The organism is Ramlibacter sp. PS3R-8 (assembly GCF_037572435.1).
Classification (GTDB): domain Bacteria; phylum Pseudomonadota; class Gammaproteobacteria; order Burkholderiales; family Burkholderiaceae_C; genus Ramlibacter.
Map to the genome: position 1 here is coordinate 177913 of NZ_JBBHGT010000001.1, position 19475 is coordinate 197387.

The window sequence follows — 19475 nt, forward strand, 5'->3', positions numbered from 1 at the left end:
AGTCCTATCCCAGCTGCTCGACGACTTGGAGCGCCGAACGCACCGCGCCTTCCAGCGTTGCCGGATAAGGCCCGTCCACATAGTCGCCGCAAGCCCACAGTCCCGGAGCGATCGGTGCGGCGGGCCGTTGCAAGGCAGGCGTGCAGGCGAAGGTCGCCCGTTTCTCCACGACGGTCTGCAGGGGCTGCACGTTCCAGCCCGATGCGCGAGCTTGCGCGATGACCTGGCTTTCGATCGTCGCCTTGTCCGCCGCGCTCGCGCTCACCACGAAGGCCAGCAGGCCCGGTGGGCCACCCAGCTGGCTGCGGTCGAAGACGAATTGCGCCGGCGCGTTCGGCGCGGTGCGAAGGGCCAGCATCGGCAATGCAAGGCGCGGTCCGCCGGTGGCATAGACGGTGGCGATGGCCTCGAAAACGAGCGCCTGCGCGGTGTGCGCCCACGCCGCCGCATCGGCACCGCTGTCGGCGACCAGCCGCGCCGCTTCCGTGGACGGCAATGCCAGGATCACGTGGTCGAACGCGGCACCCTCGACGCGCCATCCCGCCGCATCGCGCTGCACGGCGTGGACCCGCTCGCCGATGCGCAACTGCGCGCCGTGCGATGACAGCCACGCGATCGCGGCCTCCGGGAACACGCGCCCAAGGTCCTTGCGTGGCAGCAACAGGTTCGAACCGCGCCAGGGCGCGTGGCCGCGGCCGAACAGGCTGTCACGCAGCACGCGCAGGAACACCTGGCCGCTCGCCCGCGCCGCCGGCGTGTTCAAGGCCGCCACGCACAGGGGATCGATCAGGTCCGCGCGCACCCGCGGCGTCAGCGTGCGCGTGAGGTCGTCCACCGTCGCTTCGGGCGCGCAAGTGAACCGCGCACGCTGCCAGCCCGCGGCAGCGCGCAGCAGCGAGAACTTGTCGCGCCAGCCCCAGCCGCTGGCGCAAAGGATGCCGGCCGCCGCGTCGAGCGGACCCGGCCAGTCCGGCAAGGCGAGGCCGCGTCCGTGCGCATCGCGCAGCACCAGCGGCAAGCGCAGCAGCACGTCGGACGGGCGCACGCCGACGCGCTCCATCAGCCGCAATGTCTCGACGTAGGCGCCGATCAGGATGTGCTGGCCGTTGTCGACCCGCACCGTGCTGCCGTCCGGCATCTGCAGCGCCAGCGTGCGCGCGCGGCCGCCCGGCGCACGCGTGGCTTCGTAGAGGGTGACGTCGCATCCCCGCTCCACCGCTGCAATCGCGCCAGCGAGACCGGCCCAGCCGGCGCCGACTATGGCCACGCGGCGGCGCACTAGAACTTTCCGAGCGCTTGCACCTTCCACGCCAGCCAGAGCTTGCGCACCGGGGTGAGGCTGATGCGCTGCTTGAGCACCTGGAAGTCCTCGGCCTCGATCTCGCGCAGCAAGGTGCGGTAGATGCTGGCCATCATCAGGCCGGGCTTCTGCGCCCTGCGATCCTGCGCCGGCAGCAGCGCCAGCGCTTCGTCGTACAGCGTGTGCGCCCGCTGCGCCTGGAACCGCATCAGCGCGACGAAGCGATCGGAGTGCTGGCGCTGCAGGATCTCGTGCGCCTTCACCTCGAACTGCTGCAGCTCGTTGACGGGCAGGTAGATGCGCCCGCGCATCGCGTCCTCGCCGACGTCGCGAATGATGTTGGTGAGCTGGAACGCCAGCCCCATCTTCTGTGCGTAGTCGGTGGTGGCCGACTGCGTCTGGCCGAAGATGCGCGCGGCGACTTCGCCGACCACGCCGGCCACCAGGTGGCAGTAACGTTGCAGGGCCGGGAAGTCGAGGTAGCGCGTCTGTTCCAGGTCCATCTCGCAGCCGCGGACCACCGCCAGCAGGTGCTGCTGCTCGATGCCGAAGGCGGGCACGTGCGGCATCAGGGCCTTCATCACGGGGTGGGACGGCTGGCCGCTGAAGGCCTTGGCCACTTCCACCTGCCACCACGCCAGCTTGGTCCGGGCCACGCTGGGGTCGGAGACTTCGTCCACCACGTCGTCGACTTCGCGGCAGAAGGCATAAAACGCGGTGATGGCGGCACGGCGCGGCGCCGGCAGGAAGAGGAAGGCGTAGTAGAAGCTGCTGCCCGAGGCGGCGGCCTTCTGCTGGACGTACTGTTCTGGCGTCATGCGACCGTGATTCTCACATCCGCGCGCTGCGCCACAGCATCGGCAGGGCATCGAGGGGACCGATCCTGGGCCGATGCTGCAGGGTCCGGTACCGCAACCGGGCGATGCGTTCCAGGATGCGCAGCCCGCCTTGCACCACCAGCCGCAGCTCCCAGCCCGCGCGCCCCGGAACGCTGTGAACCAGAGGCGCGCCGGCCAGCATCATGTGGCGTGACCAGCCGCAAAGCTGCGCCACGAGATCGGGCGCGCGGGGGTGCGAGGCCCAGCCCTGGGGCGCCGCAGGGTCGATGCCGAAGCGGTGGCAGTCGTCGGCCGGCAGGTAGTAGCGCCCGCGCGGCACGTCGACGCCCAGGTCCTGCCAGAAGTTGATCAACTGCAATGCGCTGCAGATGGCATCGCTGCGGGCCAGCGAAGCTTCGTCCGTGACGTCATGGAGATGCAGCAACAGGCGGCCGACCGGATTGGCGGAGAGCGCGCAATACGCCAGCAATTCGGCGCGGTCGGCATAGCCGGCGCCGTCGCGCGTCTTGCATACATCTTGCGTGAAGGCGTCCAGCAGGTCGAAAAGCGGCTGGGACGGAAGCTGGAAGTCGCGCGCCGCCGTCGCGAGCGCGCCGAACACCGTGGGCCAGCGACGCGAAGCCGCGCCACCGGACAGGGCGCCGGAGAGATCACCCCGGTAGGCCTCCAGGTCTTGCAGCCGCTGGGTCGCGCTCGCCTGGCCTTCGTCGGCGATATCGTCCGCCGTCCGCGCGAACCAGTAGATCGCGGCAATCGGCCGCCGCAGATGCGGCGGGCAGAGCCAGGAGGCGACGGGGAAGTTTTCGTAATGCTCGGCGGGGTCGCGCCGGTTGTCGGGAGGCGGGGTCACCGCCGGGATTGTCGCTTGACAAGCTCAGCCCCTTTTTTTAGATTACTAACCGGTCAGTCATTAACTCCCCGCTAAGACTTCCTGTCTATCCTGCCGCCCATAGCGACTTCACGGTGCCACCTGCGATGAACGTTCCCTTCCTGCAGCGCGCGCCCGCGTGGGCAGTTGCCGCGACAACCTCCCTCGTCCTGCTGGGCTGTGCCCGCACCGAGCCTCCGGCAGAGCCGGTCCGCGCCGTCAAGGTCATCACCATCGGCGTGGCGGCCCTCCAGTCCACGCACGAGTTCGCCGGCGAAGTGCGTCCCCGGGTCGAATCCCGGCTCGGGTTCCGCGTGGGCGGCAAGATCACGCAGCGCAGCGCCGAGGTCGGCCAGCACGTGAAGGCCGGCACCGTGCTGGCCCTGCTCGATCCGCAGGATTACCGGCTGGCCGCGGACGCCGCGCGGGCCCAGGTGGCCGCCGCCGCGACCAGCCGCGACCTCGCAGCGGCCGACTTCAGGCGGTACGCGACGCTGCGCGAGCAGAACTTCATCAGCGGGGCCGAGCTCGAGCGGCGCGAAAGCACGTTGAAGGCGGCGCAGGCCCAGGTCGAACAGGCGCAGGCGCAGCTCGCCTCACAAGGCAACCAGGCGCGCTATACGAGCCTGGTCGCCGATGTGTCCGGCGTCGTGACGGCGGTGGAAGCGGAGCCGGGCCAGGTGGTGTCGGCCGGCTCGCCCGTCGTGCGCATCGCCGCGGATGGGCCGCGCGACGTGGTGTTCTCGGTGCCGGAGGACAAGGTCGCGGCCATCCGCGCCGGCACGGAAGTCAGCGTCAAGCCCTGGGCCAGCGCGCTGCAGTTGACGGGCCGCGTCCGCGAAGTCGCCGCCAGCGCCGACCCGGCCACGCGCACGTATCCGGTCAAGGTGTCGCTGCAAGGCGAAACCCAGCCGCCGCTGGGCGCCACCGTCACCGTGGTCCCGCAGTCCCTGAACGTGGCCGGCACGCCGGTCATCAAGGTGCCGACCAGCGCGTTGCGGCAGGAGGGGCAGGGCACCGCCGTGTGGGTGGTGGACAGGGCCTCCATGACGGTGAAGTCGCAGCCCGTCCAGATCGCCACCGCCGACGGCAACGACGCCGTGATCGGCGCCGGGCTGTTGCCCGGCATGACCGTGGTCTCCGCCGGCGTTCACGTGCTGTCGCCGGGGCAGAAGGTCTCGATCTGGCAGGACAAGGGCTCGGCTCTTGCGCCGGTGGCCGCGCAGGCCGCGACCGGCAAGGTCGCAGCCGGTGACGCGCAGGCGGCGACTCTTCCCGTCAAGCGCTGAGGGGCTCTCCATGCAAGACGCACCGGAGCGCGAGCGCTTCAACCTTTCGCGCTGGGCGCTGGAGCACCCGGCGCTCACGCGCTACCTGATGGTGGTGCTGATGGTGCTGGGCACCGCCGCCTATTTCCAGCTGGGGCAGGACGAGGACCCGCCGTTCACCTTCCGCGCCATGGTGGTCCGGGTGTTCTGGCCGGGCGCCACCGCGCAGCAGGTGGCCGAGCAGGTCACCGACAAGATCGAGCGCACGCTGCAGGAAGTGCCGTACTCGGACGTGATCCGCAGCTACTCCAAGCCCGGCGAGGCGCTGATCATCCTGCAGATCAAGGACTCGTCGAAGCCCAACGAGGTGCCCAATGTCTGGTATTCGGTGCGCAAGAGGGTCGGCGACATGCGCGGCACCTTGCCGCCCGGCGTGGTCGGTCCCTTCTTCAACGACGAATTCGGCGACGTCTACGGCGTGATCTACGCGCTCGAAGCCGACAGCGGCTACAGCTATGCGGAAGTCAAGACCTTCGCCGACGACGTGCGCCAGCAGCTGCTGCGCGTGCCCGACGTGGCGAAGGTGGAGCTGTTCGGCGTGCAGGACGAGAAGCTGTACGTCGAGATCTCGCAGAAGCGCCTGGCCCAGCTCGGGCTGGACCTGAACCAGGTGCTGGCGCAGCTGGGACAACAGAATGCGGTGGAGTCCGCCGGCGCCGTGCAGACGCCGCTGGACATCGTGCAGGTGCGCGTGGGCGGCCAGTTCGAAGCCGTGCAGCAGCTCCGCGACATGCCGATCCGCGGCGCCGGCGGCAACCAGCTCAGGCTCGGTGACCTGGCCGAGGTCAAGCGCGGCTACGTCGATCCGCCGCAGGTGAAGGTGCGCCACGGCGGCAAGGAAGTCATCGCGCTGGGCGTGTCCATGGCCAAGGGCGGCGACATCATCCGGCTGGGACAGTCGCTGCACACGGCCACGGACAAGATCGACGACCACCTGCCGGCCGGCATCCGCCTGGTGCAGGTGCAGGACCAGCCCAGGGCGGTGTCGACTTCGGTCAACGAATTCGTGCGCACGCTGGTCGAGGCGGTGGTGATCGTGCTGGCGGTGAGCTTCATCGCGCTCGGCCTGCACAAGCGGCCGGACGCCGCGACGTTGCCCTTGTGGAAGCGCTGGTACGTCGACATCCGCCCGGGGGTGGTGGTGGGCATCACCATCCCGCTGGTGCTGGCCGTCACCTTCCTGGCCATGAACTACCTGGACATCGGGCTGCACAAGATCTCGCTGGGCTCGCTGATCATCGCGCTGGGCCTGCTGGTGGACGACGCCATCATCGCCGTGGAGATGATGGTGCGGAAGATGGAGGAGGGCTACGACAAGGTGCGCGCCGCCACCTTCGCCTACGAAGTCACGGCGATGCCGATGCTCACCGGCACCCTCATCACGGCCACCGGGTTCCTGCCCATCGGCATGGCCAGGTCCACGGTGGGCGAATACACGTACGCGATCTTCGCGGTGACGGTGATCGCCCTGGTCCTCAGCTGGTTCGTGTCGGTCTATTTCGTGCCGTACCTCGGCACGCTGGTGCTGAAGTCGCGCCCCGTCTCCAGCGAGCACCACGAGCACTTCGACACGCCTTTCTACCGCAGCTTCCGCCGCGCCGTGGACTGGTGCGTGCAGCACCGCTGGATCACCATCGGCGCCACGCTGGCCATCTTCGCCCTCGGCATCGTCGGCATGGGCCGGGTGCAGCAGCAGTTCTTTCCGGACTCGAGCCGGCCGGAGATCCTGGTGGCGTTGTGGTCGCCGGAAGGCACGTCGTTCACCGCGAACGAGGACGCCGCCAAGCGCGTCGAGCAGCGCCTGTTGCGCGAACCGGGCGTCAACAGCGTCAGCACCTGGGTGGGCTCGGGCGTGCCCCGCTTCTACCTGCCGCTGGACCAGGTGTTCCCGCAGACCAACGTGTCGCAGCTGATCGTGATCCCCAAGGACCTGAAGACGCGGGAGTCGCTGCGGCGCCAGTTGCCGGCCTTGCTGGCGCAGGAGTTCCCGGAGGTGCGCGGCCGCGTGACGCTGCTGCCGAACGGCCCGCCGGTGCCGTACCCGGTGATGTTCCGCGTGGTCGGGTCCGACCCGGCGAAGTTGCGCGGGTATGCCGACGAGGTGAAGGCGGTGCTGCGCGGCAGCCCCAACACGCGCGGCGTCAACGACAACTGGAACGAGGCGGTCAAGGTGCTGCGGCTGGAGGTGGACCAGGCCAAGGCGCGCGCCCTGGGCGTCACCAGCCAGTCGATCGCGCAGGCCAGCCGCACCATCCTGGCCGGCACCACCGTGGGCCACTACCGCGAGGGCGACAAGCTGATCGACATCGTGCTGCGCCAGCCGCTGGACGAGCGCAGCGCGATCACCGACATCGGCAACGCCTACCTGCCCACCGCGTCGGGCAAGTCGATCCCGTTGACGCAGATCGCCAAGCCGGTGTTCACCTGGGAGCCGGGCGTGATGTGGCGGGAGGGGCGCAACTACGCGATCACCGTGCAGTCGGACATCGTGGAAGGCCTGCAGGGCGCGACGGTGACCGAGGAGCTCATGCCGAAGCTGAAGGCGCTGGAGGCGAAGTGGCAGCTGGGCTATGCGATCCAGGTGGCCGGCACGGTGGAGGAGAGCAGCAAGGGCTCGTCGTCGATCTCGGCCGGCGTGCCGGTGATGCTGTTCATCACGTTCACGCTGCTGATGCTGCAACTGCATAGCTTCTCGCGCGCGATGCTGGTGTTCCTGACCGGCCCGCTGGGGATCGCCGGCGTCGCCGGCGCGCTGCTGCTGCTGGACCGGCCCTTCGGCTTCGTCGCGTTGCTGGGGGTGATCGCGCTGATGGGCATGATCCAGCGCAATTCGGTGATCCTCATCGACCAGATCGAGCAGGACCGGGCGCGCGGGGTGCCGGCGTGGGAGGCCATCGTCGAGTCGACCGTTCGCCGCGCGCGCCCCATCGTGCTGACGGCAGCGGCAGCGGTGCTGGCGATGATCCCGCTGTCCCGCTCGGTGTTCTGGGGCCCCATGGCCGTCGCCATCATGGGCGGCCTGGTCGTCGCCACCGTCCTGACCCTGCTGGCTCTGCCGGCGATGTATGCGGCCTGGTTCCGGGTGCGCCGCGAGCCTTCCAGCGACCCGCTGCCGATTGCGCTAGCTCCTGTTTAAACCCAACAACCGGACGCAGAAGGCGCAGAAGTGACGCAGAAGGCGCAGAAGAAGGCCGGTAATCCAATCCTTGTTTTTTTCTCTGGCTCCTTTTGCGTCTTCTGCGTAACTTCTGCGCCTTCTGCGTCCGGCTGTTGGCTTTGGCCTCCCGCCTTCGCAGTCGGGTAAAATCGCCGGTTCACCGGATTCGAGCGGGCTGCCGGGTGCTCCTGGCGGCCCGTTTTCCCTTTCAGGCGACCGCGCGGGTGGCGAAATTGGTAGACGCACCAGGTTTAGGTCCTGACGCCAGCAATGGTGTGGGGGTTCGAGTCCCCCCCCGCGCACCACCCTTTTGTTGCAACCGAGATTGATCATGGCCGTGACCGTAGAAACCCTGGACAAACTGGAACGCAAGATGACGCTGACGCTGCCCGTCAACGCCATCCAGTCCGAAGTCGATTCCCGCTTGAAGAAGCTGGCGCGCACCGTCAAGATGGACGGCTTCCGCCCCGGCAAGGTGCCGATGTCGGTCGTCGCCCAGCGCTACGGCTATTCGGTGCAGTACGAGGTGATGAACGACAAGGTGGGCGAGGCTTTCGCCGCCGCCGCCAACGAGGCCAAGCTGCGCGTGGCCGGCCAGCCCAAGATCACCGAGAAGGAAGGCGCGCCCGAAGGCGAGCTGGCCTTCGACGCCGTGTTCGAGGTGTACCCCGAGGTGAAGATCGCCGACCTGGCCGATGCCGAAGTCGAGAAGATCAGCACCGAAGTGACCGACGCCGCGATCGACCGCACGCTGGACATCCTGCGCAAGCAGCGCCGCACCTTCGCGCAGCGCGCGCACGACGCCGCCGTGGCCGAAGGCGACCGCGTGACCGTGGACTTCGAAGGCAAGATCGACGGCGAGACCTTCGAGGGCGGCAAGGCCGACGACTTCCAGTTCATGGTCGGCGAAGGCCAGATGCTCAAGGAGTTCGACGAGTCCGTGCGCGGCATGAAGTCCGGCGAGAGCAAGACCTTCCCGCTCGCGTTCCCCGCCGACTATCACGGCAAGGACGTCGCCGGCAAGACCGCCGACTTCATGGTCACCGTCAAGAAGATCGAGTCCGCCAACCTGCCGGAAATCAACGAGGCGTTCGCCAAGTCCCTGGGCATCCAGGAAGGCGCCGTCGACGGCCTGCGCGCCGACATCCGCAAGAACCTGGAGCGCGAGGTGAAGTTCCGCCTGCTGGCGCGCAACAAGCAGTCCGCCATGGACGCGCTGGTGGCCAAGTCCGAGCTCGACCTGCCCAAGTCGATCGTGCAGAACGAGATGGACCGCCTGATCGAGAGCCAGCGCGAAGAGTTGAAGAAGCGCGGCCTGAAGGATGTCGAGAAGCTGCCGATCCCCGAGGACATCGTGCGCCCGCAGGCCGAGCGCCGCGTGCGCCTGGGCCTGGTGGTGGCCGAGCTGGTGCGCACCAATGGGCTGGATGCCAAGCCGGAGCAGATCAAGCAGCACATCGAGGAACTGGCGGCGAGCTACGAGCGCCCGGCCGACGTGGTGCGCTGGTACTACGGCGACAACCGCCGCCTGGCCGAGGTCGAGGCGATCGTGATCGAGAACAACGTCACCGAGTTCATCCTTTCGAAGGCCAAGACGGTCGAGAAGAATGTCGCGTTCGACGAGCTGATGGGTCAGCAACAGGCGTAGAGCCAACGGCGGGGTGCCTTCGGCAACCCGCCCTACGGGTGCCGCCGTTGGTCATCGATGCCAACGTCCCGTAGGTCGGGTTTCGCGAACGCGAACCCCGACATCGCACAATGGGGCCTGGGTCTTGCGTTCCGCGACCCGGGCCCCATTTCCATTCAGGCTAAAGTACAGCCAACACCCCGAAAGAATTCCCCATGAGCGCACTTGAAACCCAGGGCCTGGGCCTGATTCCCATGGTCATCGAGCAGTCGGGCCGCGGCGAGCGGTCCTACGACATCTACTCGCGCCTGCTGCGCGAGCGCGTGATCTTCCTGGTCGGCCCCGTGAACGACCAGACGGGCAACCTGGTGGTCGCGCAGTTGCTGTTCCTGGAGTCCGAAAATCCGGACAAGGACATCTCGCTGTACATCAACTCCCCCGGCGGCAGCGTCAGCGCCGGCATGGCGATCTACGACACGATGAACTTCATCAAGCCTGCGGTGTCCACACTGTGCACCGGCATGGCGGCCTCGATGGGCGCCTTCCTGCTGGCCGCGGGCGAGAAGGGCAAGCGCTTCGCGCTGCCCAACTCCAAGATCATGATCCACCAGCCCCTCGGCGGCATGCAGGGCCAGGCGACGGACATCGAGATCCACGCGCGCGACATCCTCAAGACCAAGGGCGTGTTGAACAGGATCCTGGCCGAGCGCACCGGCCAGCCGCTGGAAAAGATCGAGCGCGACACTGATCGTGACTATTTCCTCGAGGCCGAGGAGGCGAAAGCCTACGGCATCGTGGACCAGGTCATCGCCAAACGGCCTTAGTCCCGCATCACCGCGGTTGCGGTACAGCAACGACGGCGCCCTCGGGAAACCGGGGCGCCGTTTGTTGTATGGTTATCATTGAGACCAGTCAAGAAAGCACACGGACACATGGCCGACCGAAAAGGCTCTTCCAGCGAGAAAACGCTTTACTGCTCGTTCTGCGGGAAGAGCCAGCATGAGGTGAAGAAGCTCATCGCGGGACCTTCGGTCTTCATCTGCGACGAATGCATCGACCTGTGCAACGAGATCATCCGCGACGAGCTACCCGCGGGTGACGAGCAGCGCGAGGCGCGCGGCGACCTGCCCACGCCCGGCGAGATCAAGGCCAACCTCGACAACTACGTGATCGGCCAGGAGCCCGCCAAGCGCGCGCTCTCGGTCGCCGTCTACAACCACTACAAGCGCCTGCGCCACAAGGACAAGGCCAAGAAGGACGAAGTCGAGCTCACCAAGAGCAACATCCTCCTGATCGGCCCCACCGGCTCGGGCAAGACGCTGCTGGCCCAGACGCTGGCGCGCATGCTCGACGTGCCGTTCGTGATGGCCGACGCCACCACGCTGACGGAAGCGGGCTACGTCGGCGAGGACGTCGAGAACATCATCCAGAAGCTGCTGCAGAACTGCAACTACGAGGTGGAGCGGGCGCAGCGCGGCATCGTCTACATCGACGAGATCGACAAGATCTCGCGCAAGTCCGACAACCCGTCGATCACGCGCGACGTGTCGGGCGAGGGAGTGCAGCAGGCGCTGCTCAAGCTGATCGAAGGCACCATGGCCAGCGTGCCCCCGCAGGGCGGACGCAAGCACCCGAACCAGGACTTCCTGCAGATCGACACTACCAACATCCTGTTCATCTGCGGCGGCGCCTTCTCGGGGCTGGAAAAGGTGATCGAGCAGCGCACGGAGGCTTCGGGCATCGGCTTTTCGGCGCGCGTGCGCAGCAAGAAGGAGCGCACCCTGTCGGACATGTTCCGCGAGGTGGAGCCCGAGGACCTGATCAAGTTCGGCCTGATCCCCGAGCTGGTCGGCCGGCTGCCCGTGGTCGCCACGCTGGCGGAACTGACCGAGGACGCGCTGGTGCAGATCCTGACCGAGCCGAAGAACGCGATGGTCAAGCAGTACGCCAAGCTGCTGGCCATGGAGGGCGTGGATCTCGAAGTGCGGCCCAACGCGCTCAAGGCCATCGCCCGCAAGGCGCTGAACCGCAAGACGGGCGCCCGCGGCCTGCGCTCGATCCTGGAGCAGTCGCTGATCGACACGATGTTCGAACTGCCCAACATCAGCAACGTCGAAAAGGTGGTGGTCGAAGAGAGCACCATCGAGGAAAGCAAGCCACCCTTGCTGGTGTACCGCGAAGCAGCCAAGAAGGCCTGATGACCTGGAACAGGACCTTCGCCCCCCAGGCCACCCCGGCCTCCGTCCTGTGTCCCCCTCCTTTTTTTGAGCCATTGGAGCCAGTCGCACCCCGCGCGGGTGCGGCCGGGTTGAAAATGCCCCATTGCCGGCCATCTATGGCTGGTCACTCCTGAGGATCTCCATGTCCGGACATACCCCGTTGCCTTCCGACCCGATGGACCTGCCGCTCCTGCCCCTGCGGGACGTGGTGGTGTTCCCCCACATGGTCATCCCCCTGTTCGTCGGCCGCCCCAAGAGCATCAAGGCGCTGGAAGCCGCGATGGAAGCCGAGCGCCGCATCATGCTGGTGGCCCAGAAAGCCGCCGCCAAGGATGAGCCTTCGGTCTCCGACATGTTCGAGGTGGGCTGCATCTCCACCATCCTGCAGATGCTCAAGCTGCCCGACGGCACCGTGAAGGTGCTCGTCGAAGGCCAGCAGCGGGCGCGCGTCAGCCGCATCGCCGACGGCGCCAGCCACTTCACCGCCACGGTGTCGCCGGTCGAGTCCGGCAGCACCGACGGCAAGTCGGCCGAGATCGAGGCGCTGCGCCGCGCGGTGCTGCAGCAGTTCGACCAGTACGTGAAGCTGAACAAGAAGATCCCGCCCGAGATCCTGACGTCCATCGCCAGCATCGACGACCCCGGCCGCCTGGCCGACACGATCGCCGCGCACCTGCCGCTGAAGCTGGACAACAAGCAGGTCGTGCTGGATCTCGCCGACGTCAAGGAGCGGCTGGACAACCTCTTCGAGCAGATCGAACGCGAAGTCGAGATCCTGAACGTCGACAAGCGCATCCGCGGGCGCGTGAAGCGCCAGATGGAGAAGAACCAGCGCGACTTCTACCTCAACGAGCAGGTCAAGGCGATCCAGAAGGAGCTCGGCGAAGGCGAGGAAGGCGCGGACATCGAGGAGATCGAGAAGAAGATCAAGCTCGCCAAGATGCCCAAGGACGCCCGCAAGAAGGCCGACGCCGAACTGAAGAAGCTCAAGCTCATGTCGCCCATGTCGGCCGAGGCCACGGTGGTGCGCAACTACATCGACGTGCTCACCGGGCTGCCGTGGGCCAGGCGAACCAAGATCAAGCACGACCTCGCGTACGCGGAGCAGGTGCTCAACGAGGACCACTGGGGCCTGGAAAAGGTCAAGGACCGGATCCTCGAATATCTCGCTGTGCAGCAGCGCGTGGACAAGGTCAAGGCGCCGATCCTGTGCCTGGTCGGCCCCCCGGGCGTCGGCAAGACCTCGCTGGGCCAGTCGATCGCCAAGGCCACCGGCCGCAAGTACGTCCGGCAGGCGCTGGGCGGCATGCGCGACGAGGCCGAGATCCGCGGCCACCGCCGCACCTACATCGGCGCCATGCCGGGCAAGGTGCTGCAGTCGCTGTCCAAGGTGGGCACGCGCAACCCGCTGTTCCTGCTCGACGAGATCGACAAGCTGGGGCAGGACTTCCGCGGCGACCCCGCCTCGGCCCTGCTCGAGGTGCTGGACCCGGAGCAGAACCACACCTTCAGCGACCACTACGTCGAGGTCGACTTCGACCTGTCGGACGTGATGTTCGTGGCGACCTCGAACTCGATGAACATCCCGCCGGCGCTGCTGGACCGGATGGAGGTGATCCGCCTTTCGGGCTACACCGAGGACGAGAAGACCAACATCGCCATGCGCTACCTGCTGCCCAAGCAGATGAAGAACAACGGCGTGCGGGAAGACGAATTGCTGGTCGAGGAATCGGCGGTGCGCGACATCGTGCGTTACTACACCCGCGAAGCCGGCGTGCGCTCGCTGGAGCGCGAGCTGTCCAAGATCTGCCGCAAGGTGGTCAAGGGCCTGCAGCTGCGCAAGATGACGCCGCTGGTGCGGGTGAACGAGGGCAACCTGAACGACTTCCTGGGCGTGCGCAAGTTCTCCTACGGCCGCGCCGAGGCGCAGAACCAGGTGGGCCAGGTGGTCGGCCTGGCCTGGACGGAAGTGGGCGGCGACCTGCTGACGATCGAGGCCGCGCTGATGCCCGGCAAGGGCAACGTGCTGCGCACCGGCTCGCTGGGCGACGTGATGAAGGAGTCGGTGGAAGCCGCGCGCACCGTGGTGCGCAGCCGCTCGCGCCGCCTGGGCATCAAGGACGACGTGTTCGAGAAGAAGGACATCCACGTCCACGTGCCCGACGGCGCCACGCCGAAGGACGGTCCGTCCGCCGGCGCGGCCATGACGACGGCCATCGTGTCCGCCATGACGGGCATCCCGGTGCGCGCCACCGTGGCGATGACCGGCGAGATCACGCTGCGCGGCGAGGTCACGGCCATCGGCGGCCTGAAGGAAAAGCTGCTGGCGGCCCTGCGCGGCGGCATCAAGACGGTGCTGATCCCCGAGGAGAACTCCAAGGACCTGCAGGACATCCCCGAGAACGTGAAGAACGACCTCGAGATCGTGCCGGTCAAGTGGATCGACCAGGTGCTGGCCTTCGCGCTGGAGCGCGAGCCGACCCCGCTGCCCGACGAGGAAACCGCCGCGGCCGCCCCGGTGGTGGAGGGTGTCACGCCGGTTGCTGTCAAACACTGACAGTTGAAAGCGAGTTTCCGGGGCCACGGAAGAGGGCCCCGAAAACTTCGCTATAATTTGAGATCGATGCGGGAGTAGCTCAGTTGGTAGAGCGCAACCTTGCCAAGGTTGAGGTCGAGAGTTCGAGACTCTTCTCCCGCTCCATATTCAAAAAAGGGAAGCATTGGCTTCCCTTTTTCTTGTGACCCGGCGCGATAGCAAATCGGTTATGCAACGGATTGCAAATCCGTCTAGGGCGGTTCGACTCCGCCTCGCGCCTCCAGACCGACGAAGCCCCGGCAACGCGAGTTCCGGGGCTTTTTCGTTGATGGCTTAAAGTCGGCCCGGGCCTCGATGGTGAAATTGGTAGACACAGCGGACTTAAAATCCGCCGCTTCCCTGACCGGAGCGTACCGGTTCGAGTCCGGTTCGAGGCACCACCGACAACCCGGCCCGGACGGTCCAGAATAGGGCCCCAGAGCACCCATGTCCCAATACGACGCCCCCTTCGAAATCCACGTCCACGGCGACGTGCCGCTGCGCACGGGGGTCACCTATGCGCAACTCCAGGACGCCCTGAAGCCGCTGTGGACGTACGCCGGCGCCAAGTCGCTGGCCGACGGCGCCGAAAGCGCGTACGAGGAGGAGCCCGGCATCAAGTTCGACGCCCAGGAGCGCCTGCTCACCATGTGCTGGACGGTCGCCGGCGACCAGGACTTCCGCCAGCAGCTCGACGAGATGTGCATGTCGCTCAACGAACTGGCGGAGGAAGGCGCGGCCATCGAGGTCACCTTCTACGACGCCGAGTTCGACGAGGAGGAGGCCGAGCCCGAGGAGGAGTCGCGCGACGACTTCCTCATGCTCTTCGTCGGCCCCACGCCGGCGGCGATCATGCAGGTGCAGCGCGACCTGCTGGTGCAGGACGTGGTGAACCTGATGGAGCGGCACTTCGACGCCAATGAGCTCAATGGCGTGGTCGGCGAGATCGACAAGCTGTTCGCGCAGCGCTTCGACGCGCTGGTGAGCTCGCTGGAGCTGGGCAAGCCGCCGCGCGGCAGCGGCGGCGGCCCCGGCGCGGGCGGCCACGGCGGCGGCCGCCGGCCGCGGCACCTGCATTAAGTCCCCGTCATTCCCGCACAGGCGGGAATCCAGAGCTCCCGCATGGAGCTCGCTGCTGCGCGGCGAGCCTGGACGCCCTGGGTCCCCGCCGGAGCCTGCCCTCGCGTAGGCGGGGGCGGGGATGACGAAAAGAAGCAAGGAGGGAGTAACCATGGCGTTGTTTTCCCAGGAGGCTTTGAACCCCGGCGTCCGCAAGCGCGAGGTGTTCGGCTGGGCGATGTACGACTTCGCCAACTCCGGCTACACCACGGTCGTCCTGACGGCCGTCTTCGCGGCCTACTTCGTCGGCGGCATCGCCGGCAAGGCGGCATGGGCCACGTTCGCGTGGACCGCGGCATTGAGCATCTCCTACGCGATCGTGATGCTCACGATGCCCACCATCGGCGCCTATGCGGACCTGCGGGCCGCCAAGAAGCGCATCCTGGCCCTGGTGACCCTGGGCTGCGTCCTCAGCACGGCGGCGCTGGCGCTGGCGCGGCCGGGCGGGGTGGTGCTGGCCATGTTGCTGATCATCGTGTCCAACGTCTTCTACAGCTATGGCGAGTCACTCACCGCCGCCTTCCTGCCGGAGCTGGCGCGGGCCGAGTCCATGGGCAAGGTCAGTGGCTGGGGCTGGAGCTTCGGCTATTTCGGCGGCATGCTGACGCTGGGCATCTGCCTGGCGTACGTGCTCTGGTCGCAGGCGCAGCAGGTGCCCGCGTCCACCTTCGTGCCGGTGACGATGCTGATCACCGCGGTGGTCTACGGCCTCGCGTCCACGGTCACCTTCCGGCTGCTGCGCGAGCGCGCGCAGCCTCGGCCGACCGCGCTGCGCGAGGGCGGCGTACGGGCGTCGCTGCGGCAGTTGCGCGCCACCTTTTCGCAGGCGCGCCGCTACTCGGACTTCATGTGGCTGCTGGCCTGCGCCGTCTTCTACCAGGGCGGCGTGGCGGTGGCGATCACCCTGGCGGCGATCTATGCCGAGACGGTGATCGGCTTCCAGCCGCAGGAAACGATGGTGCTGATCTTCGTGCTGAACCTGGCGGCGGCCGGCGGCGCCTTCTCCTGGGGTTACCTGCAGGACCGCGTCGGCCACAAGCTCGCGCTGGGCAGCACCCTGGTGGGCTGGATCCTCGTGTGCGTCATCGCGGCGCTGTCGCAGACCAAGGGCCAGTTCTGGTGGGCCGCGGCGATCGCGGGGCTGTGCATGGGCTCCAGCCAGTCCGCCGGCCGGGCCATGGCGGGCTTGTTCGCCCCGCCGCGGCAGCTGGCGGAGTTCTACGGCTTGTGGACTTTTGCGGTGCGGCTTTCCAGCATCGTCGGCCCGCTCACGTATGGCGCGATCACGTGGGGCACGGGCGGCAACCAGCGGATGGCGATCCTGTCCACGGCCGCGATGTTCATCATCGGGATGTTGTTGTTGACGAAGGTGGATGTGGCTCGGGGCCGCGCGGCAGCGTTGGCCACGTGACGCCGGGGTGCGTTCCGCAACCCGGCCTGCGCAGGTCGGGTTGCGGAACGCACCCCGACAACCTCACAACCCCAACCACCTCGCCGCCGCCGCACGCAAGGCCTGTTCGTCCCCCGTCGTCTGCCACCGCACCTGCCCGCTCCCCGCGGGATTGAGCAAGCCCTGCGCCTCCAGCAGCCGCCGTGCCTGCCGCGCGACGGGCACCCCCGTCTCCACCAACTGCACTTCCGGCCCGAGCAATTCCCGGAACACGTCCGCGGCGAACGGGTAGTGCGTGCATCCCATCACCAGCGTGTCGATCTCGCCCGGGCCACTGCCGAAGCAGCAGACCTCCTTCGTGTAGCGCGCGCAGAGCGTCCGCACCTGCGGCTGGTCGTCGTTCTCGATCGCGGCCGCCAGGCCGTCGCACGGCACCAGCACGAACTCGGCCTGGCCGCGCAGCGCATCCTGCAGCGCCTTGAACTTGGCGCTGGCCAGGGTGCCGCGCGTGGCGAGCACCGCGACATGGCCCGTCTTCGTCAGTGCAGCGGCGGGCTTCAGCGCCGGCTCCACGCCGATGACCGGCAGGTGGATGTGCCGGGCGCGCACCAGGTGCACGGCCGCGGCGGTGGCCGTGTTGCAGGCGATCACCAGGGACTTGATGCGATGCTGCTCCAGCAGGTCCACCGCGATGGCCAGCGATCGGTCGGACACGAAGGACTCCTCCCTCTCGCCGTACGGGGCATGGCCCGCGTCGGAGAAGTACACGAAGTCCTCGGCCGGCAGCTCGGCCCGCAGGGCGCGCAGGATGCTCAGCCCGCCGACGCCGCTGTCGAAGATTCCGATGGGGCGATCACGGTCCATTTACCGACTCTACCGCTGCGGGAGTGCAGCCGGGGCCAGACAGCTTCAAGCGGCCGCGACAGGAATCTTCTTGAACTCGCCCGTGGCGATGCGCTTGGACCATTCCGCCGGGCCCGTGGTGTGCACGCTGGTGCCCTGCGAGTCCACCGCCACCGTCACCGGCATGTCGACCACGTCGAACTCGTAGATCGCTTCCATGCCCAGGTCGGCAAACCCGAGCACCCGTGAGTTCCTGATCGCCTTGGAGACGAGGTAAGCCGCGCCGCCGACGGCCATCAGGTAGGCGGCCTTGTGCTCGCGGATGGACGCGATCGTTTCCGGGCCGCGCTCGGACTTGCCGATCATGCCGATCAGCCCCGTCTGCCCCAGCATCATGTCGGTGAACTTGTCCATGCGCGTCGACGTGGTCGGGCCGGCGGGGCCCACGACCTCGTCGCGCACCGGGTCCACCGGACCCACGTAGTAGATGACCCGGTTGGTGAAGTCCACCGGCAGCTTCTCGCCCTTGGCCAGCATGTCCTGGATCCGCTTGTGCGCGGCGTCGCGCCCGGTGAGCATCTTGCCGTTCAACAGCAGCGTCTGGCCTGCCTTCCAGGTGGCGATCTCGGCCTTGTCCAGCGTGTTCAAGTCCACCCGCTTGCTCTTTTGCGGATCGGACTTCCACGCCACCTGCGGCCACAGGTCGAGGCTGGGCGGGTCCAGGTAGACCGGGCCGGAACCATCCATCACGAAGTGCGCGTGACGCGTCGCCGCGCAGTTGGGGATCATCGCCACCGGCTTGCCGGCGGCGTGGCAGGGATACAGCTTGATCTTGATGTCCAGCACGGTGGTGAGGCCACCGAGGCCTTGCGCGCCGATGCCCAGTGCGTTGACCTTTTCGTACAGCTCCAGCCGCATTTCCTCGACCTGCGACAGCTTCTCGCCGCGGCCCGCCTTGGCCTGCAGCTCGTACATGTCGATGTCTTCCATCAGCGCCTGCTTGGCCAGCAGCACGGACTTTTCCGCCGTGCCGCCGATGCCGATGCCCAGCATGCCGGGCGGGCACCAGCCGGCGCCCATGGTGGGCACCGTCCTGAGCACCCAGTCGACGATGGAGTCGCTGGGGTTGAGCATGGCCATCTTGCTCTTGTTCTCGCTGCCGCCGCCCTTGGCGGCCACGGTCACGTCCACCTTGTTGCCCGGCACCAGTTCCACGTTCACCACCGCGGGCGTGTTGTCGATGGTGTTCTTCCGCGCGAAGTGCGGGTCGGCCACGATGGAGGCGCGCAGCGTGTTGTCCGGATGCAGGTAGCCGCGGCGCACGCCTTCGTTGACGGCGTCTTCCAGGCTGCCGGTGAAGCCTTCGAGCCGGCAGTCCATGCCGATCTTCAGGAACACGTTGACGATGCCGGTGTCCTGGCAGATGGGACGGTGGCCCGTCGCGCTCATCTTGCTGTTGGTCAGGATCTGCGCGATGGCGTCCTTCGCCGCGGAGCTCTGCTCACGTTCGTACGCGCGGGAGAGGTGGGCGATGTAGTCGGCGGGGTGGTAGTACGAGATGTACTGGAGGGCCGCCGAGATGGATTCGATCAGGTCGGCTTGGCGGATGGTGGTCGGCATGGGGTGCGGTCGAAAGGCGGACGTCGATTTTACCGGAGCCCTCGACGCCGCCTTCGCACTCGTTGCGCTGATGGACCGGGTTTCAGCGCTGGCAGAAGTACGGGTCCAGCACGCGCGCTTCAGGCCAACTGCCGCTGGCCTTCCAATGCGTCGTAGATGAAGGGAGCGGCCGCCTGCAGCAAGGGGATGTCACTGGTGCGGGTCTCGCAGTGCTGGACGTCGTAGTGGCAAAGCGTTCCGTACGGAACGCCTGCGGGACTCGAGATCAGCACGCCGCTGTAGCACACCACCGGGCTGCCGGACAGGTAAGGGAAGCGGCCGTCGCCCTGGGCATCGGCGAACTCCAGCGGCTGGCGGCTGCGGCCCACGTTCGCACAATAGGCGTCCGCCATCGGGACGTCGCTGCCGCGCTGAAGCTCCGGCTCGAACCGGTCGAACAGGGCCATGTTGCGCAGCAACTCGCCGTCAAAGCGGTACACGCCGGTAAAGCGATGCGGCGTGCGGCCATTGAGGTAGCGCAGCGCCGAGGGCAGCCCGCCACGCAAGGCGGCGCGGAATTCAGCCAGGTGGGGCGTGTGGGGCATTCGAAG

At 67.4% G+C, this 19475-nt stretch carries 14 protein-coding genes and 4 tRNA genes; 12 read left to right on the forward strand and 6 right to left on the reverse strand.

What is annotated here, in order from left to right; translation table 11 throughout:
* Positions 1 to 4: 4 nt before the first annotated feature.
* The 3 genes from hpnE to hpnC are packed head-to-tail and all read right to left on the reverse strand — an operon-like array spanning position 5 to position 2989.
* A complete protein-coding gene (gene hpnE, locus WG902_RS00865; RefSeq protein WP_340057989.1) occupies positions 5 to 1267 on the reverse strand; it encodes a hydroxysqualene dehydroxylase HpnE in 1263 nt (420 codons plus the stop codon).
* A gap of 11 nt (positions 1268 to 1278) precedes the next feature.
* Entirely contained in the window at positions 1279 to 2118 is an 840-nt protein-coding gene (gene hpnD, locus WG902_RS00870) for a presqualene diphosphate synthase HpnD (RefSeq protein ID WP_340057990.1), read from the reverse strand.
* 13 nt (positions 2119 to 2131) lie between these two features.
* A complete protein-coding gene (hpnC, locus tag WG902_RS00875; protein WP_340057991.1) occupies positions 2132 to 2989 on the reverse strand; it encodes a squalene synthase HpnC in 858 nt (285 codons plus the stop codon).
* A gap of 125 nt (positions 2990 to 3114) precedes the next feature.
* Here hpnC and WG902_RS00880 point away from each other — a divergent pair, with 125 nt between their 5' ends.
* The 12 genes from WG902_RS00880 (at position 3115) to WG902_RS00935 (ending at position 16443) form a co-directional block, all read left to right on the forward strand.
* The gene (locus WG902_RS00880; RefSeq protein WP_340057992.1) at positions 3115 to 4296 is read left to right on the forward strand and encodes an efflux RND transporter periplasmic adaptor subunit; all 1182 of its coding nucleotides are present in this window, start codon (positions 3115 to 3117) and stop codon (positions 4294 to 4296) included.
* Positions 4297 to 4306: 10 nt separating this feature from the next.
* Positions 4307 to 7471: an efflux RND transporter permease subunit gene (locus tag WG902_RS00885; RefSeq protein ID WP_340057993.1), complete on the forward strand. Its 3165-nt coding sequence runs from the start codon at positions 4307 to 4309 to the stop codon at positions 7469 to 7471.
* A gap of 239 nt (positions 7472 to 7710) precedes the next feature.
* Positions 7711 to 7797: transfer RNA gene (locus WG902_RS00890), tRNA-Leu, on the forward strand.
* A gap of 26 nt (positions 7798 to 7823) precedes the next feature.
* On the forward strand, positions 7824 to 9140 hold the full coding sequence (gene tig / locus WG902_RS00895; RefSeq protein ID WP_340057994.1) for a trigger factor: 1317 nt from the start codon (positions 7824 to 7826) through the stop codon (positions 9138 to 9140).
* A gap of 194 nt (positions 9141 to 9334) precedes the next feature.
* Positions 9335 to 9943, forward strand: coding sequence for an ATP-dependent Clp endopeptidase proteolytic subunit ClpP (clpP, locus tag WG902_RS00900; RefSeq protein WP_340057996.1), 609 nt, complete (start codon positions 9335 to 9337; stop codon positions 9941 to 9943).
* 108 nt (positions 9944 to 10051) lie between these two features.
* Entirely contained in the window at positions 10052 to 11317 is a 1266-nt protein-coding gene (gene clpX, locus WG902_RS00905) for an ATP-dependent Clp protease ATP-binding subunit ClpX (protein WP_340057997.1), read from the forward strand.
* Positions 11318 to 11480: 163 nt separating this feature from the next.
* The gene (gene lon, locus WG902_RS00910; protein ID WP_340057998.1) at positions 11481 to 13895 is read left to right on the forward strand and encodes an endopeptidase La; all 2415 of its coding nucleotides are present in this window, start codon (positions 11481 to 11483) and stop codon (positions 13893 to 13895) included.
* A 68-nt stretch (positions 13896 to 13963) separates the two neighbouring features.
* Positions 13964 to 14039 (forward strand) — tRNA-Gly (locus WG902_RS00915).
* Positions 14040 to 14083: 44 nt separating this feature from the next.
* Positions 14084 to 14157 (forward strand) — tRNA-Cys (locus WG902_RS00920).
* 65 nt (positions 14158 to 14222) lie between these two features.
* A tRNA-Leu gene (locus tag WG902_RS00925) sits at positions 14223 to 14314 on the forward strand.
* 46 nt (positions 14315 to 14360) lie between these two features.
* Positions 14361 to 14993: a DUF6806 family protein gene (locus WG902_RS00930; protein WP_340057999.1), complete on the forward strand. Its 633-nt coding sequence runs from the start codon at positions 14361 to 14363 to the stop codon at positions 14991 to 14993.
* 151 nt (positions 14994 to 15144) lie between these two features.
* Entirely contained in the window at positions 15145 to 16443 is a 1299-nt protein-coding gene (locus WG902_RS00935; protein ID WP_340058000.1) for an MFS transporter, read from the forward strand.
* Between the two features lie 63 nt (positions 16444 to 16506).
* Here WG902_RS00935 and murI read toward each other — a convergent pair whose 3' ends face one another.
* From murI to WG902_RS00950, 3 genes are all read right to left on the reverse strand, one after another.
* Complete coding sequence (gene murI / locus WG902_RS00940) at positions 16507 to 17286, reverse strand: glutamate racemase (protein ID WP_340058001.1); 780 nt, start codon at positions 17284 to 17286, stop codon at positions 16507 to 16509.
* 45 nt (positions 17287 to 17331) lie between these two features.
* Positions 17332 to 18885 (reverse strand): fumarate hydratase, encoded by a 1554-nt coding sequence (locus WG902_RS00945; protein ID WP_340058002.1) that lies wholly within the window; start codon positions 18883 to 18885, stop codon positions 17332 to 17334.
* A gap of 119 nt (positions 18886 to 19004) precedes the next feature.
* A complete protein-coding gene (locus WG902_RS00950) occupies positions 19005 to 19469 on the reverse strand; it encodes a hypothetical protein (protein ID WP_340058003.1) in 465 nt (154 codons plus the stop codon).
* Positions 19470 to 19475 lie beyond the last annotated feature (6 nt).